Origin of the sequence: Dehalococcoides mccartyi 195, from assembly GCF_000011905.1 — a bacterium.
Lineage (GTDB): Bacteria > Chloroflexota > Dehalococcoidia > Dehalococcoidales > Dehalococcoidaceae > Dehalococcoides > Dehalococcoides mccartyi.
In genome coordinates this window covers 1,038,283-1,053,239 of record NC_002936.3, presented here as the reverse complement: position 1 = coordinate 1,053,239, position 14,957 = coordinate 1,038,283, and the positions used below count along the sequence as shown (strand labels likewise).

Sequence of the window (14,957 nt, the reverse complement as noted above, 5' to 3'; positions counted from 1 at the left end):
AAAATGTCTGAGGCAGCGGTTCGGGATAAAGTGGCAGTGGCCAGTTATGAAGGGGTGCTGGTTAACCAGCATCTGGGTATGGCTGAGCAGCTGTTTATATACCAGCGGACAGACTCCGGTTATGTATTTGCCGAAACCCGCCCCACTCCGGAAAAGGGCGGGGGTGAAGAGCGCTGGAAAAAGCTGGCAGAGATTATCGGGGACTGTCAGGCCTTGCTGGTAAACGGAATAGGCGAAACCCCGAACGGGATTTTGAGTGATTCCGGCCTGGCTATATACGAAGTAGAAGGTCTGGTGGAATATGCTCTGGAAGCTATCTGGCAGGGCAAGGCCCTCCGGATGCCGCGCCGGGTTGCCCGGGGATGCCGCCGGGCTATGAGCGGTGAAGGCGGTATGGGCTGCGGCTGAATTTAATAAAAATATCTGACTTAAAGGAGTTTGATTCTTATGAAAACCCCTGATTATCACATACTTGTTTGCAACAGTTTCCGTGTAAACGGTGACCCTCAGGGTATCTGTAACCGTAAAGGGGCGGCTGACCTGCTGGGTTATCTGGAAAACGAAATAATTGACCGGGGTCTGAATGTGCTTGTTTCCAGCACCGGCTGTCTCAAATCCTGTGAACACGGGCCGGCTATGGTTATTTACCCGCCCGGCTGGTGGTATGGCGAAGTAGATACTGCCAAGCTGGATATCATTCTGGATGCGCTGGAGGATGGCCAGGCTGCCTCCGAGTTGTGTCTTAGCTGAGGCTCAAGACTATTATGTCCCGCCAAGACTGCATTATCCGCCCGGCAATTCCATCTGACGTCAGCCAGATGGTGGCCCTGCTTCAGGACCTTTTCCTGATAGAGACTGATTTTACTTTTAATCAGTCCAAACAGCAGGCCGGTCTGCTTAAACTGCTGGAACAGCCTTCGGCTATTGTTCTGGTGGCTGAGATAGGCGGCCGGGTAGCGGGAATGTGTACTGTTCAGACCATCATTTCCACAGCCGAAGGTTGTCCCTCCGGTCTGCTGGAGGATATGGTGGTAAGCGAAGCCTTCCGCGGCCGGGGAGTGGGCAGGATTTTGCTTGAAGCTGCTGAAGACTGGGCGCTTTCTAAAGGGTTTTCCCGCCTCCAGCTTCTGGCTGATTCGCGGAATTTACCGGCTCAGGGTTTCTACCGGGCCTGTGATTGGCAAAGAACAAATATGGTCTGTTTGCGGAGAAATCTGGGTTCGGCCGGTCTGGCGGGCAGCCCCAAGAACCTTAGTTAACAAGGATTTAACACTTTGTAAATTTGGCCGAAACCTTGCAGTTCTATAGTTATTATATAGGCTCAGATTTAAACAGAAAGTAGGGGTAAAGGCAGCATGGGTGAATGTAACAAAAGTATGGGGCATCCCTGCTTTGATATGGCAAGCAGGTCTTCGGTTGGGCGTATTCATCTGGCGGTTGCGCCCCGCTGTAATATAAAGTGCAACTACTGCACCCGCAAATATGACTGTGCCAATGAAAGCCGCCCCGGGGTTGCCTCACGGGTGATTACCCCTATTGAAGCTCTGCGGCTGGTCAGGGAGGCAGTGGCGGCCGAGCCGCGTATTCAGGTAGTGGGTATTGCCGGACCGGGTGACCCCCTGTCCAACCAGGCCACTTTTGAAACCTTACAGATGGTCAGGCAGAATTTTCCGGATTTATCACTCTGCTTAAGCACCAACGGCCTGCTTCTTTCAGATAAAATAGACCTTCTGACAGATGCCGGGCTGGATTCGCTGACAGTTACGGTTAACACTCTTAATGAATCCAGCGGCGCCCGTATTTACGATTATGTATCCTATGGGGGAGAGGTGTTAAGAGGTATAGAGGCGGCTGCGCTTCTCCGTGATAAGCAGCTGGCCGGTATCCGGCAGGCGGTGGAGCGGGGTATAAGGGTTAAGGTCAATTCGGTCTTGCTGCCCGGCATAAACGAACACGAAATGCCCTTTTTAGCCCGTCTGCTGGGGGATATGGGGGTTTCGGTTATGAATATTATGCCTCTTATTCCCCAGGCTAAGTTTGCTGACTTAACCCCGGTTTCTATGGTGCTCCACCACAAAATCCGCACTGAGTGTGCTGAATATATCCGGCAGATACATCATTGCCAGCAGTGCCGGGCTGATGCGGTGGGGCTGTTGGGAAATAAAGAAACGCTGTTTGCCTGTTAATTTCCGGCCGGGTTATTCTGTCCGGCGGCATTTGCTTGACATCTGATATATGCTTGTTATAATGCAACAGGATAATTCAGCTATGAGTTGCATAAATATTCTGAAAAACGCCGGTTACAAGCTCACTCTCCAGCGCAAGTTGGTGGTGGATGTTATTCACTCGTATCCTTCCCACCTGACTGCCGAGGAGATAATAAGCAAGGTTCAGGAAAAATTTCCGGATATCAACCGTTCCACCGTTTACCGCACTCTGGAGCTTTTGGAAAACACCGGCTGTGTGGTAAAAAGCAAGATGGATGACCGGACTATTTATCACCATGCTGACGAAGGGCATCACCATCATCTGGTTTGCAGCCGCTGCGGACGGCGGATAGAATGCAGTGATGATATGCTTAGCTCCCTGCGTGAAGATATTCAGTCCAAGTACGGGTTTAATCCCAACCTGAGCCACATGGTCATAAACGGCCTGTGTGCTGACTGCCGCAAGTAACAACCCTCCGCTTTTACAGCCTGGTTTTTGGCTGTCTGCATTTTTTGGGTTAATGCCGGTTTGCTGATAATGAGCCTAATCCTGCCCGTAAGCCCGGCGGCTAATTTATTTTTCCGTGATTTTGGGAAAACTGCCTTAAGCGCTTAAATAACTTGGCTAAAACTTTGAAAAAATAGTATGGGACATGGTATTCTATGGCACATCGTCACTGGGCAGAAAAATACCGAGGGGGAAGTTTTTTTATTTTTTACCCGTAACGGCCTTTTGCCTCGGCTCTATCAGCCTGTTTGCCCACAAGTAATTTACTAAAGGAGAAACGTGGACAAGATCAAGCTATTTTTCAACCCTAAGAGCGTAGCTCTGGTAGGCGCAACTGACAAAGAAGGTTCTACCGGCAAAATTATTCTTCAGAATCTTATTAAAGGTAAAGACCGAAGGGCTGTTTATCCTGTTAACCCGAACCGGGAATCCGTACTGGAATAGAAATGTTATCCGGCCCTCAAAGATTTGCCCGAAGTGCCTGAACTGGTACTGGTGGTAGTCCCTGCCAAGTTTGTACCCCAGGTTATAGAAGATGCCGGCAAAGTAGGCACCAAGTCTGTTATTATCATTTCGGCTGGTTTCAAAGAGGTTGGCCCTGAGGGCAAAGCCCTTGAAGAGAAAATTGCCGAAATTGCCAAGCAGTACGGCATACGTATTATCGGCCCTAACTGTATGGGTACCATGAGCCCCGCAAGCGGTTTCAACGCTACCTTTGCCCGTATGGAAATGCCTAAGCCCGGCAATGTGGCTTTCCTCTCACAGAGCGGTGCTTTGGGCTCGGCCGTACTTGACTGGGCTATTGCCCGGAATGTGGGCTTTTCAGGGTTTGCTTCCATCGGCTCTATGATGGATGTCAATTTCGGTGATTTGATTGATTACTTTGGTACTGATGAAAATACCAAGAGTATTATTGTATATCTGGAGACCATGGGTGAAGCCAAGAAATTCATGAGTGCCGCCCGTGGTTTTGCCCGCACCAAGCCCATTATCGTTATCAAACCCGGCCGCTTTGAAGAGAGCGCTCAGGCCGCCAAATCCCACACCGGCTCAATGGTGGGTAATGCCATGTTTGTGGACGCTATTTTCCAGCGGGCAGGCGTGGTCCGGGTGGATAATATCGGTGACCTCTTCAGCTGTGCCGCTATTTTAAATACCTCAAATCTGCCCAAGGGGCCGAACCTGGCTATTGTGACCAATGCCGGCGGTCCCGCCGTACTGGCTACCGACTCCCTTATGGAACAGAAGGGCAAACTGGCCCATATAACTGACGAAACAGTTACCGCCCTGAATCCGGTTCTACCTCCCTCATGGAGTAAAGGCAACCCCATGGATATTCTGGGGGATGCCGACCCCGAAAGGTATGCAGTCACCCTTGAAGCCGCCATTAAAGACCCCGGGGTGGACGGTGTAGTGGTTATTTATACCCCCCAGGGTGCGGCTAATCCTCTGGATATTGCCAAAACTATTGTCAAAATTGCCAAGAAGAGCAAGAAACCGGTGCTTACCTCGTGGATGGGTGATGCCAACGTGGCCGAGGCGCGGAAGCTCTTCTATCAGAACAATATACCCAGTTTTGAGTTCCCCGAAGAGGCGGTTAAGGGTTATATTTTCATGTACCGCTATGCCCGCGGCCTTGAAAACCTGTATGAAACCCCCGAAGAGCTGGCAGTAGACGTAGACCCTTCCAAAGAGTACATACGGACTATTCTCAAGAAGGTGGCCAGCGAAGGGCGCACTCTTCTTTCCGAAACTGAATCCAAGAAGTTCCTTCAGGCCTACGGCATTGATGCTACCGTACCGTTTTTGGCACGGGATGGCAAAGATGCCGCCCAGATTGCGTCCGCCCTGCGTTTCCCGGTGGTGATGAAGATTGCTTCGCCGGATATTTCCCATAAATCAGACGTGGGCGGGGTTATCCTGGGGCTTAAAACCGAGGCCGAGGTTGAAAAAGCCTTTGCCACCATGATGGAAAATGTAAAGGTGGCCTGTCCTGAGGCTAATATTGAGGGCGTGACCCTGCAGCGCATGGTAGACAAATATGACTACGAGCTGATTATCGGCTCAAAGAAAGACCCGGTCTTCGGGCCGGTTATTCTGTTTGGCTCCGGCGGTATTGAAGCCGAATTCCAAAAGGATGTGGCTGTGGGTCTGCCGCCCCTTAATCAGGTGCTTGCCAGACGGGTCATGGAAGGCACTAAAATCTACGAAATGCTCTACAAGGGCTTCCGCACCAAACCCCCGGCGAATCTGCGTTTGCTTGAGGAAACTCTGGTTAAGTTCTCCAACTTGCTGGTGGATTTCCCTGAGATTATGGAGATTGATATTAACCCGCTGGCACTGCTGGGTTCAGAGGCCATTGCCCTGGATGCCCGCATAATAATAGACGAAGAATATATCAAGAACCCGGCGGGTGACCATAACCACCTTATTATTACCCCGTATCCGGCCAAGTATATCAAGCCGTGGCATACCAAGGACGGGCGTGATGTTATCCTCAGGCCTATCCGCCCTGAAGACGAGCCTATGGAAAAAGCTCTGCTGGAAGGCTTGTCCGAAGAATCTTCGCGTATGCGCTTCTTCCACATACTCAAGGACATTAACCATTCCCTGCTGGTGCGTTTCTGCAATATTGATTATGACCGCGAAATGGCCATTATTGCCGAATATAATGACAAGGGCAAGAAACGCAACGTGGGCGTAGGCCGGCTGATAATTGACCACAGCGGCCAGAGCGGTGAGTTCTCAGTACTGGTGGCAGATGACTTCCAGCACCATGAGCTGGGGGCTAAACTGCTGGATATGCTGATTGGCATTGGCCGCGAAAAGGGCCTGAAGAATTTGTATGGTGTGGTACTGGCCGAAAATGTGGTTATGCTGAATCTGTGTAAAGATTTCGGTTTTAATATCAAGAAAGACAAGTCCACCGAATACAAAGTTAATATGGAACTCTAAAAATACAGCCAAAGCGTTTAGGAGTAATGGTTAAGGAGGCTACGGATATCCGTAGCCTCCTTTTTTAATGAGTATTATTGGATAAATTCAGTCGCTGACGGGCAATTCCGGGCTGAAAATGAAAATCAGGTCTTTTATTCCGTAGTTGTACGTAGTATTATGAGGAATGCTGCGGCTGCATTGACACAAGGCATATTCATGTCTTTGCATACATCTAAAGAGGTAATAAAGGCTGTGAATAAGATAACCTTGAAACCCGGCAAACCCTCTGCCAGGGCAGGGCACTGTCCTTCACCTGTCAAAATCCTGTTGGCGGATGACCACGAAGTTGCCAGAGAAGGCTTGCGTAAAATGCTGCGATGCGAAGCAGATATTGAGATAGTGGGCGAGGCGGATAATGCCTCGGATGCTATCAAGCTGGTACAGGAACTAAAACCCCAGGTTATTGTAATGGATGTTACCATATCCGGTATGTGCGGATGTGAGCTGAGCCGCCAGCTGAAGGCCGTATATCCTCCGGCCAGGGTTATATTTCTTACCGAGTACGAGGCTGAACAATATACAGCCGATGCTTTGGCTAACAGTATAAATGGGTTTTTGACTAAAAACTCTTCGCCTGAGCTTCTTTCCAACACTATCAGGGTTGTAGCTTGCGGCGGCAGTGTCTGGCAGGAAAAATTACTTGAAAATGCCTCTAAAAAAATGATCAAAGCTTTAAATATACGGGCTGAAAGACAGAATTTAAGCAGTGAACACTCGTCTTCAGCAGTAAGTATCGTACCTCAGGACGTGCTTTCCCCGCGTGAACTGGAGATACTTATTATGGTGGCGCGCGGTTATACCAACAAGGAAATCAGCGTTAATATGGATTATGCTGAAATCACCATCAAGAAATATGTTAAAAGTATTCTAAGCAAACTCAACGTTTCCAACCGGACTCTGGCGGGTATTGCGGCTGTCAAGTTCGGGCTTGTTTAGCTGTATCGGTTTAAATATTCAAATATTTTGGTCTTGCCGCTTGCGGCGGTAAGACCTTAATCCCCGCTATATCTTGAGATAGCCGAACATTCCGCACTGCCATCATTTTTTATAGTCACTCGAGACCTCTTTACCGGCTGGCATAAGCAATCTGTTTAATTTATAAAGACGCTTAATTCTTTTTGGGTATCAGAGATATTGGCTGTACGGTAAGCTTGGTGGTATTACCGCAGTATTTAAGATACTTTTGCCATCTTCTGGCCTGTCTGTGCGTTATATCTTTAGAGGCGAAGAATTATAGTATTTTTAGTTTGGATATTTAAAAGATTTAATGAATATTTATGTTTTAACCATATGGGTGATTGAAGGGGCGGCTTTCCAGTGTTAGGCTTATACTAACAGATATGAACTACCTGAAGAAAATTAAAACCTATCTGACCACTTACCGCTGGACCTGGGTACTGGTAGGCGGGCTGGGACTGTTTTTAGTTGCCGACCAGCTTATCAAGCTGACCGGCGGGGCTAACTTTTTGCCGCTACTGGTAGTGCTGGGTGCCTTTATCATGCCGGTAACCTTTGTCGTATTTATCTATGAGCGTTTGCCTCTGGCGAACAAAAATATCCGCTGGGTGCTGGCCAGTTTCTTTGTGGGCGGGATAATCGGGCTGATTATGGCAGGTTTGCTGGAATATGCTACTGTCTCCAACCTGAACCTGTCAGGGTTGTTTGTGGTGGGAGTTATTGAAGAAGCTGCCAAACTGATATTCCCGATGCTGCTTTTCTGGGGCGGAGGTTTCCGGGCTGAGGCTAACGGGGTTTTATTCGGAGTGGCAGCCGGAATGGGCTTTGCCGCTTTGGAAACGATGGGTTATGGGGTGGTTAGCCTTATCCAGAGCCAGGGGGATATAAATATCTTGGAGCAGGTGCTTCTTTTCCGGGGCTTGTTTTCACCTGCCGGGCATGCCGCCTGGACTGGTATAGTCTGTGCCGTGCTGTGGAGACAGCGCGCCGAATATGGCAGAGGGCCGCTTAATCTGGCAGTTATACTGGCTTTTATGCTGGCTGTGGCACTGCATATTGTCTGGGATATAGCCAGCGGGCTGAATCTGCCCGGTGTCTGGGCGGCGGTAGTGCTGCTGGCGGTGGCCGCATTAAGTTTGCTGTTACTAGTAAGGGCTATACGCCATGCCCGCTACCAGTTGCGCCGGGAGGATTTTTCGGTTTAAACTCCCCGGCTGGTGTTTGGGGGTTTATTTTTAAGACGGCTTACAACCTGCTGAATGGCAAATGTGCCTATATACAGAAGTGTCAGCCCTCCGGTGAAGATGATTACCATCTGGACTGGGTTTAAGGTGAATACCTTGCCCACTACTGCCCCGAAGATAACGTAAAGGGCATCATAAAAAAGGCCGGATATCAGCACTCCCAGCATGAGTACCTTGGTTTTGCGTTTGGCTCCCATGAGCAGTGTCAGCGGTATGCGCAGCCACATAAACCTGCCTACTGCTATGGCAAAGGGCGAATACAGGTTTACCCTCTGCAAGGCCGGGGATTCCGACATCTTTTTAAGCGGAGTTCTGGTGCGGAGGAAAGTGATAAACCTTTCTATAGGGCCGCTGCCTACCATTCCCAAACGTGACAATGCCAAAGCCCCTATCTGCCGTCCGGCCTGAGCTACCAGTATCAGCAAAATAAGCAGCCATAAGGAAAGCTCTCCGTTAGCCACCTGATATCCGCCCATCAGCCAGGCTGTTTCCAAGAGGTATGGTATGGTCAGCCCTACAGTTTCACTGATAAAACAGACCCCGAAAAGTACCAGTAAAACTACCAGATTAAATTCGGAGAGCATGGCAACGCTCTGGTTAATTAAGGTTTCAAAATCCATTAAATATACCTAACTGTAAGCATTCGTGCCCAGTAAGACGGGTACGGTCACAAAATTGTAGCCCTGCTTGAGCAGGTTTGATATAAGGCTGTCCAGCACTTTGAGAGTCAGCTGGCAGTCAGATTCAAGGCTGTTGGAGTCTATGCCGTATCCGTCATGGAGCAGCAGAATACAGCCGGGGTTTATTTCATCAAGTACCTTGGAAACGGCGTTGTCAGTTTCGGCCAGACTGTCACCCTCTACCGCATAGCTCCAGTTGACCGTTATCATATTCATTTCCTTAGTAGCCGACAGTTCCCAGGGGGAGCTTTTCCCATATGGCGGGCGGTACAAACAGGGAGTAATGCCGGTATATTGGCAGATGACTTCGGCACACCTTAGCATATCTTTTGAACCGAAATCAGACAGGGCATGGTTGGCATCATGGCTGTAAGAGTGGTTACCCAGTATATGCCCGCGTTCAAGTATTTCCCTGGTTAGTTCAGGGTAAACTTCCACCTGTTTGCCCACCACAAAAAAGGTTGCCTTTATATTGTACTTATCTAGTATGTCCAGGATTGCGCCGGTATATTCGGGGCTGGGGCCGTCCTCAAACGTCAGGGCAATATTTTTACCCTGACCGTCACCCTCAAAATAAACTTTGCCGAACAGCTGTGACGAAGGGCTGGCATACCCCCAGAAGAGTATGCCTACTAAGCCTAGTATGGGTAAGGTATTTTTGACTGAATGAAAAAAGCTGGGACTGCGGTACAGGCTGCGGAAAAACTGGCTTATATGCTCTAATACCCAGCCGGTTACCATAGCAATATTATTAAATACATCCCGCAGTATCCTGAGGAACGGTTTTTTGACCCTCCGGGCAGAGGTAAGGGCTATCAGGCGGCGGTCCAGGAGGACTTTGCCCTGTCTGCTTAAGCGGGTGGAGATATCATATTGGTCTGCTGAAAAGGCACTTACGTGGTATCCGCCTATTCTTTCAAATACGTGGCGTTTAAAGGCAAAATTCGCCCCTGAAATGAGCATAGGGCGGCCATGAAACAGCCGGGTATAGGTATTGCATACCAGCCGCAGAAAATACTCCAGAAATGCCCACCAAGGCGGGTCAGCATATTTGTAAACCCCGGCTACGGCTACGACTACGGCAGAAGGCTGGCGTTTGAAATCCGCATAGATAAGGGAAAGCCAGTCCGGCGGGTAGATGGTGTCAGCATCTGCCTGAACTATTATTTCACCTGAAGCAGCTTCCGCACCTATTTGCCGGGCATAAAAGGCACTGTGTTTCTCGCAGTGCAGTATCTTTACGGGGTATTTACGGGCAACCAGGGCGGTTTTGTCGGTGCTGCCGTTTACTACTACGATAACTTCATAACTGCCGAAATCTTGCCGGCACAGGCTGTCAAGACTGCGGGGAAGAAATTTCTCTTCATTGCATGCAGGTAATACAACACTGATCATACGGCGTTATTATAGCCTATATGTCAAAATATGTCATAGCTAAGGTATATCAATAATCCTGAAGGTCTGGCTTAGTGTTCTTTTAGAGCCGGGGTCAAAGTCAAAAACAAGCATAGCTGATTTCTCCCCTATATAAACCAGCTTTTCAACCCCGTCTTCAACTACCACGCTTCTGGCCTGAGTGAAATCAACCTGCTTTTCCCGGCCTGTACGGTTGCACACCCAGAGGGGCAGACCTGTTTCAACCGTGCGTTTCTTCCAGCGCTCCTCCGGCGGGTATTTACTGCCCCAGGCTGCCGCCGCAATAATAAGCTTTGCACCCTGCCCGGCAAGTATCCCGGCATGTTTGCCGTCATAAGTGTCCGCACAGATAAGCATACCCAGCTTGCACCCGTCCATCTCAAAGACTGAAAGGCTGTTTCCGGGGCTTGACCAGCCTTCCTCCGCACCGGGGTGTACTTCTATTTTAGCGTGTTTGCCTGCCAGTTCGCCTTTACGGTTTATGGCAAACAAGCAGTTATAGCATTTACCGCTGGAGAGCTCTCTTTCCGGGTAGGAGAGGAATACCCCTATATCCAGAGATTTACATAACTCCATTATTTCTGTCAGCCACCGGTCGGGCTGGGGAGATATCCATTTTGTGCCTATGACTTCTTCAAAAAAATAGCCTGAGACGGCCATTTCAGGGGTCAGCACCCATTTTACCCCGGCCAGAGCGGCTTTGCGGAGGGAATTTGAAATTAGGGTACGGTTGGCTTCAATATCTGCGGTTTTGGGCTCTATATGCAGCATGGCTACTTTAAATGTTTCAGTCATTAGTAATCTATCCCCTGTCTTGCATCCACTCCTTTTTCAAAGGGGTGTTTACGGTTCACCAGTTCGGTTACCTGGTCTGCCAGCACTACCAGACGGGTATCCGCATGGCGTCCGGTGAGTATCAGTTCCACTTTTTCCGGTTTGGATTTTACCAGTTCAACCACATCTTCTACATTTATAAGCTTCCAGGCAGAGGCGGTGTTTATTTCGTCCAGCATGACTACATCATATTCACCGCTTAAAATCACCTTCTTTGCTTCCGCTAAGGCCTGTCGGGCGTAGTCCAAATCTGCCTGAGTGGTATACTGCGGCCCCATAAAATCACTCCGGCCGAAAATAGCGTAATCTATCCCCGGCAGCCGCTTCAGCGAATTGTATTCGCCGCCTTCGTGAAGGCCCTTTAAGAAAAAGACTATGTAGGCCTTTAGTCCGTAACCGGATGCCCGCATAACTGTACCCAGAGCCGCCGAGGTTTTGCCCCGGCCGTCTCCGGTAAATATCTGAACAAGACCTGTATGGTACTTAGCCGTTTGTGGGGTATCATTCACTTTTCAACTCCTGCAAATATTCAGACCATTGTTATTTATATCCAGGCAATGGCTATGCATATACCTGCCCAGATAAACATACTGGCTTTATACAGCCTGACGGCAACACTCAGGTCTGTGTCACTTAGCGGGTGAAGCGGCTTACCTATAGTGTAGCAGTTAGCCTTTTCCAGCGAAATACCAATTGCTCCGGCCATGGCAGCCATAGGCCAGCCTGCGTTAGGGGAGGTAGTTCTGGCATGGTCTGCGACGGCAGAGTGTAGTGCCCGTTTGGGGTTTTGCCGAAGAATAAATGCTCCTATTACAAAAAGCAGGGCGGTCAGGCGGGCTGGGATAAAATTAGCTGTGTCATCCAACCGGGCGGCAAATTTCCCCAAGTATTCGTACTGGCCATGATAACCTATCATGCTGTCCAGTGTATTTATAGCCCGGTAGGCAAAAGCCCCGGGTACGCCCAAAAATATAAAGTAAAAGAGGGGAGCTACAAAAAAATCGCTGGCGTTTTCCGAAATGGAACGTATGGAAGCGGAAACAATGTCTTTGCGGCTGAGGCCTTCTTGAGTATGCGGGACGGTACCTATCAGTGTTTCCAATTCTTTAGGGGGTACACTGTTGCTATTATTCCCCAGCAGTTTTTTTATTTTCAAGGCTATTGTCCATTGCTTGCGCAGGCAAAAGGCGGGTTTAAGCATAAGCCCACCCGCAATTATATAAAGCAGGGTATTAAAATCTTTGAGATACCCCAAAATGAAAAATACGGCTGCAAAAGATATACTCACGGTCAGTATGCTTAGAAATGCCCCGTAAATAAACTGGATTTTAGGACTGTGTGAAGGACTGAAGCGGTTAAGAAAGGATATAAATTTGCCAAGCCAAACTACCGGGTGAAGAGGTGCGGGATATTCACCCAGTAACAGGTCTAAGGCAAGGGCAAGCACAATTATATATACAGTTTCCACAATTATCTAAAAATAAAATAGAGTTAGTGTTTTTAGAGTTGACTGACTAATTAGAATAGCCGTTTTACCTCAAAGAAAAGGTCTTTTTTATCCAGATTGTCGGTAGTTTGCTGGGTGCAGGTCACGGTATTAAGGTGTTTTTTGGCCGCAGCTACTGCCTGACGCATTTCTTCCGGGGTGGCTCTCCGCCAGGTATTATCACCGCATTCAAAATAGGCGTCTATCCTGAGGGGAATATCCCGGCTGAGACTGGCAATATGTTTGGCAATGACCTCTGTTTCAGCTATATCTATATAGCCGGGGATAAATACCATTTCAGCCCGCAGTTTCTTGCCTGAACGGAAAATATTTTCAAAATTTTCCAGCATTCTGGTATTGGGTACTTCGGTATAGTCCAGATAGAGTTCCGGGGTAACTGCCTTCAGGCTGAAAACTACTTCATCTACGTTGGAAAGGTCAGGTAGTTTCAGCCCGTTGGTATTTAAGGTTATATAAACACCAAACTCAGCTTTGAGACGGCGGCATATTTCGGCAAAATGGGGGTCTATGGTGGCTTCCTGACCTTCAAACAGAACCTCTTTGAGCTCCACTTTGCGCAGTGTTTCCATAATTCCGTTCAGGCTAAGGAACGATTCAGGACCACGGGGCGGGGCTAGATGAGGGTCACGGGCAACTACATCCAGATTTTCTTCCAGAGCCAGGCAGTTGATTTCCTTTTTACAAAGACAGCCGCGGCATTTTAGATTGCAATTCCAGTGAAACAGATACGCTTTTTTAATACCCGGTGCATAAGCTATATGATAGACATTTGTCATATCCGGGTTGGCTTGGCGGTCAGGCATAATGCGCGGGGTATGAGAATTTGCAGTCATAAGTGTATATCCCTATAAAAAATTATCTACCATTATAACACAACATTCTGGCAAAACGGCTCAGGAATTTTAAAAATGTACAATTTAGAAATGATTTTTTCAGGTTTGGGGCATCAGGGTATTGGCAAAAGGGAAAGCGGTTGTTATTATGAACGGGTAAGACTTATGTATGAGGTGTCCGGTGGAAGAAAAAATACTTGGCGTAGTGCCTGATTTTAAAAAGTCAAAGCCCTTAGGTAAGCGGGATACTTATTCTCTGGTGGTTACCGACCAGAGCTTTATATTTGCTTTGATGACCAGCCAGATGCTAAAAGATGCGGCAGCCGAAGCTCAAAAGAAGGGGAAGGAATCCGGCAAAGGGTTTTTTGCCCGCTGGGGTGACCAGATACGAAGCGGTTTTACCCTTTATAAAAAGTATTACAATATGCCCGCCGAATCTATACTGGATGAGAGTAAAGGTAATTTTCAGATATGGCTTTCGAATATTTCAAAGGTAACTGTCAGTAAAAAGACCGGTGGTGAAGACCAGGCGGACATTACCGAAATAAAAATTGAGACCGCAGGCGGTAAAGAAGAATACTTTATTAATGGCAGCAGCAAAGAAATGACAGGCCTGTTTGAAGCTGTGCTGGGAGACAAACTGGATATGAAAAAGGGGATTCTGGGATAGGCTGAAAATTCCCTGTCCGGTAAGCCCCTTTTAGCGGACTGAACTTTTTTGGGCCTGCTGGATTATAGGCCTTGTCCGGGCAGTGATTTCAGTCACCCAGCGGCAGGCTGGATAAATAGCGTTCGCCGCTGTCAGGCATAATGGCTACAATAAGCTTGCCGCAGTTTTCGCCCTGTTTAGCTGTTTCCAGCGCTGCCCAGAGTGCTGCCCCGGATGAAATACCCGCCATAATACCCTCTTCACGCGCCAGGCGGAGTGCCATTTTCACTGCTTCTTCTCCGGGCACCTGTATGACTTTGTCTATCAGTTCCACGGAAAGTATGCGGGGTATAAAGCCTGCCCCTATGCCCTGAATAAGATGGGGGTGGGGTTCTCCGCCTGAAAGTACCGGTGATTCGACCGGTTCTACCGCTATTATCTGTACCGAAGGTTTGACTGCTTTTAGGCCTTTGGCTGTGCCGCTTAGAGTGCCGCCTGTGCCTACGCCCGCTATCAGTATATCTACTTTGCCGTTTGTATCCCGCCAGATTTCTGCGGCAGTAGTCTGGCAGTGGCTTTCCGGATTAGCCGGATTTACAAACTGGCCGGGTATAAAAGTCTCTGGGAGCTTGTTTTTGAGTTCGGCTGCTTTTTCCAGAGCCCCCTGCATACCAAGTTCTTTCGGGGTAAGTACCAGTTCCGCCCCCAGCAGGCGGAGCAAACGCCTTCTTTCCAGTGAGAAGCTTTCAGGCATGGTCAGCATCAGGCGGTAGCCTCTGGCGGCACAAACCGCGGCAAGGGCTATTCCGGTATTGCCGCTGGTGGATTCTATTATGATGCTTCCGGGGCGAAGCTTGCCTTCCTGCTCGGCCTTTTCTATCATATGCAGGGCGGGGCGGTCTTTGGCACTGTGGGTGGGATTAAATGATTCCAGTTTCAGCACAATTTCGGCTTTCAGCCCGCTGCCTATCCTGTTCAGACGCACCAGCGGGGTATTGCCTATAAGTTTAGTAATATCCGGAGCGATATTTTGGTTGGTATGTTTATTATGCTCAGGCGTTATATTATCCATGCCCTGACCCTTTCAGAGTAACTACTCAAAACCCGGTATAAATAGGATTGTCG

At 48.7% G+C, this 14,957-nt stretch carries 16 protein-coding genes and 1 pseudogene; 10 read left to right on the top strand and 7 right to left on the bottom strand.

Going from position 1 to position 14,957, the window contains the following annotated elements; all coding sequences use genetic code 11:
- Positions 1-3 precede the first annotated feature (3 nt).
- From DET_RS05950 to DET_RS05910, 9 genes and pseudogenes are all read left to right on the top strand, one after another.
- A complete protein-coding gene (locus DET_RS05950; protein ID WP_010936843.1) occupies positions 4-408 on the top strand; it encodes a NifB/NifX family molybdenum-iron cluster-binding protein in 405 nt (134 codons plus the stop codon).
- 39 nt (positions 409-447) lie between these two features.
- Positions 448-750 carry a (2Fe-2S) ferredoxin domain-containing protein gene (locus DET_RS05940; protein WP_010936842.1) on the top strand — a complete coding sequence of 101 codons (303 nt, stop codon included), beginning with the start codon at positions 448-450 and terminating at the stop codon, positions 748-750.
- A gap of 14 nt (positions 751-764) precedes the next feature.
- Positions 765-1,259: a GNAT family N-acetyltransferase gene (locus tag DET_RS05935; RefSeq protein ID WP_010936841.1), complete on the top strand. Its 495-nt coding sequence runs from the start codon at positions 765-767 to the stop codon at positions 1,257-1,259.
- Positions 1,260-1,355: 96 nt separating this feature from the next.
- Complete coding sequence (locus tag DET_RS05930; protein ID WP_010936840.1) at positions 1,356-2,186, top strand: radical SAM protein; 831 nt, start codon at positions 1,356-1,358, stop codon at positions 2,184-2,186.
- 82 nt (positions 2,187-2,268) lie between these two features.
- Positions 2,269-2,676 (top strand): Fur family transcriptional regulator, encoded by a 408-nt coding sequence (locus DET_RS05925; protein ID WP_010936839.1) that lies wholly within the window; start codon positions 2,269-2,271, stop codon positions 2,674-2,676.
- 318 nt (positions 2,677-2,994) lie between these two features.
- A pseudogene (locus tag DET_RS08795) lies at positions 2,995-3,390 on the top strand (CoA-binding protein); the annotation flags it as partial.
- Complete coding sequence (locus DET_RS05920) at positions 3,391-5,670, top strand: GNAT family N-acetyltransferase (protein WP_326923793.1); 2,280 nt, start codon at positions 3,391-3,393, stop codon at positions 5,668-5,670. It abuts the pseudogene before it with no gap.
- A gap of 234 nt (positions 5,671-5,904) precedes the next feature.
- On the top strand, positions 5,905-6,648 hold the full coding sequence (locus tag DET_RS05915; protein WP_010936837.1) for a response regulator transcription factor: 744 nt from the start codon (positions 5,905-5,907) through the stop codon (positions 6,646-6,648).
- A 404-nt stretch (positions 6,649-7,052) separates the two neighbouring features.
- The gene (locus DET_RS05910) at positions 7,053-7,874 is read left to right on the top strand and encodes a PrsW family intramembrane metalloprotease (RefSeq protein WP_010936836.1); all 822 of its coding nucleotides are present in this window, start codon (positions 7,053-7,055) and stop codon (positions 7,872-7,874) included.
- On the opposite strand, the gene DET_RS05905 is transcribed toward DET_RS05910, so the two are convergent.
- The 6 genes from DET_RS05905 to DET_RS05880 are packed head-to-tail and all read right to left on the bottom strand — an operon-like array spanning position 7,871 to position 13,183.
- Positions 7,871-8,533: a hypothetical protein gene (locus tag DET_RS05905; protein WP_010936835.1), complete on the bottom strand. Its 663-nt coding sequence runs from the start codon at positions 8,531-8,533 to the stop codon at positions 7,871-7,873. The two genes, DET_RS05910 and DET_RS05905, sit on opposite strands and share 4 nt — an antisense overlap.
- 9 nt (positions 8,534-8,542) lie before the next feature.
- Positions 8,543-9,988, bottom strand: a complete 1,446-nt coding sequence (locus DET_RS05900; protein WP_010936834.1) for a glycosyltransferase — start codon at positions 9,986-9,988, stop codon at positions 8,543-8,545.
- Between the two features lie 39 nt (positions 9,989-10,027).
- A complete protein-coding gene (locus DET_RS05895) occupies positions 10,028-10,804 on the bottom strand; it encodes a carbon-nitrogen hydrolase family protein (protein ID WP_010936833.1) in 777 nt (258 codons plus the stop codon).
- A complete protein-coding gene (locus DET_RS05890; RefSeq protein WP_010936832.1) occupies positions 10,804-11,352 on the bottom strand; it encodes a cob(I)yrinic acid a,c-diamide adenosyltransferase in 549 nt (182 codons plus the stop codon). Before DET_RS05890 ends, DET_RS05895 begins: the two co-directional genes overlap by 1 nt.
- Before the next feature lie 35 nt (positions 11,353-11,387).
- Positions 11,388-12,311, bottom strand: coding sequence for an adenosylcobinamide-phosphate synthase CbiB (gene cbiB / locus DET_RS05885; protein WP_010936831.1), 924 nt, complete (start codon positions 12,309-12,311; stop codon positions 11,388-11,390).
- Positions 12,312-12,361: 50 nt separating this feature from the next.
- A complete protein-coding gene (locus DET_RS05880; protein ID WP_010936830.1) occupies positions 12,362-13,183 on the bottom strand; it encodes a radical SAM protein in 822 nt (273 codons plus the stop codon).
- Positions 13,184-13,364: 181 nt separating this feature from the next.
- Here DET_RS05880 and DET_RS05875 point away from each other — a divergent pair, with 181 nt between their 5' ends.
- The gene (locus DET_RS05875) at positions 13,365-13,853 is read left to right on the top strand and encodes a hypothetical protein (protein ID WP_148184972.1); all 489 of its coding nucleotides are present in this window, start codon (positions 13,365-13,367) and stop codon (positions 13,851-13,853) included.
- An 88-nt stretch (positions 13,854-13,941) separates the two neighbouring features.
- On the opposite strand, the gene cysK is transcribed toward DET_RS05875, so the two are convergent.
- Entirely contained in the window at positions 13,942-14,904 is a 963-nt protein-coding gene (cysK, locus tag DET_RS05870) for a cysteine synthase A (protein WP_010936828.1), read from the bottom strand.
- Positions 14,905-14,957: the final 53 nt, after the last annotated feature.

Bases quoted from the DNA above. Each gene is read 5' to 3' on its own strand.
- DET_RS05950 (WP_010936843.1), top strand. From the start codon at position 4: ATGTCTGAGGCAGCGGTTCGGGATAAAGTGGCAGTGGCCAGTTATGAA.
- DET_RS05940 (WP_010936842.1), top strand. From the start codon at position 448: ATGAAAACCCCTGATTATCACATACTTGTTTGCAACAGTTTCCGTGTA.
- DET_RS05935 (WP_010936841.1), top strand. From the start codon at position 765: ATGTCCCGCCAAGACTGCATTATCCGCCCGGCAATTCCATCTGACGTC.
- DET_RS05930 (WP_010936840.1), top strand. From the start codon at position 1,356: ATGGGTGAATGTAACAAAAGTATGGGGCATCCCTGCTTTGATATGGCA.
- DET_RS05925 (WP_010936839.1), top strand. From the start codon at position 2,269: ATGAGTTGCATAAATATTCTGAAAAACGCCGGTTACAAGCTCACTCTC.
- DET_RS05920 (WP_326923793.1), top strand. From the start codon at position 3,391: ATGGGTACCATGAGCCCCGCAAGCGGTTTCAACGCTACCTTTGCCCGT.
- DET_RS05910 (WP_010936836.1), top strand. From the start codon at position 7,053: ATGAACTACCTGAAGAAAATTAAAACCTATCTGACCACTTACCGCTGG.
- DET_RS05905 (WP_010936835.1), bottom strand. From the start codon at position 8,533: ATGGATTTTGAAACCTTAATTAACCAGAGCGTTGCCATGCTCTCCGAA.
- DET_RS05900 (WP_010936834.1), bottom strand. From the start codon at position 9,988: ATGATCAGTGTTGTATTACCTGCATGCAATGAAGAGAAATTTCTTCCC.
- DET_RS05895 (WP_010936833.1), bottom strand. From the start codon at position 10,804: ATGACTGAAACATTTAAAGTAGCCATGCTGCATATAGAGCCCAAAACC.
- DET_RS05880 (WP_010936830.1), bottom strand. From the start codon at position 13,183: ATGACTGCAAATTCTCATACCCCGCGCATTATGCCTGACCGCCAAGCC.
- cysK (WP_010936828.1), bottom strand. From the start codon at position 14,904: ATGGATAATATAACGCCTGAGCATAATAAACATACCAACCAAAATATC.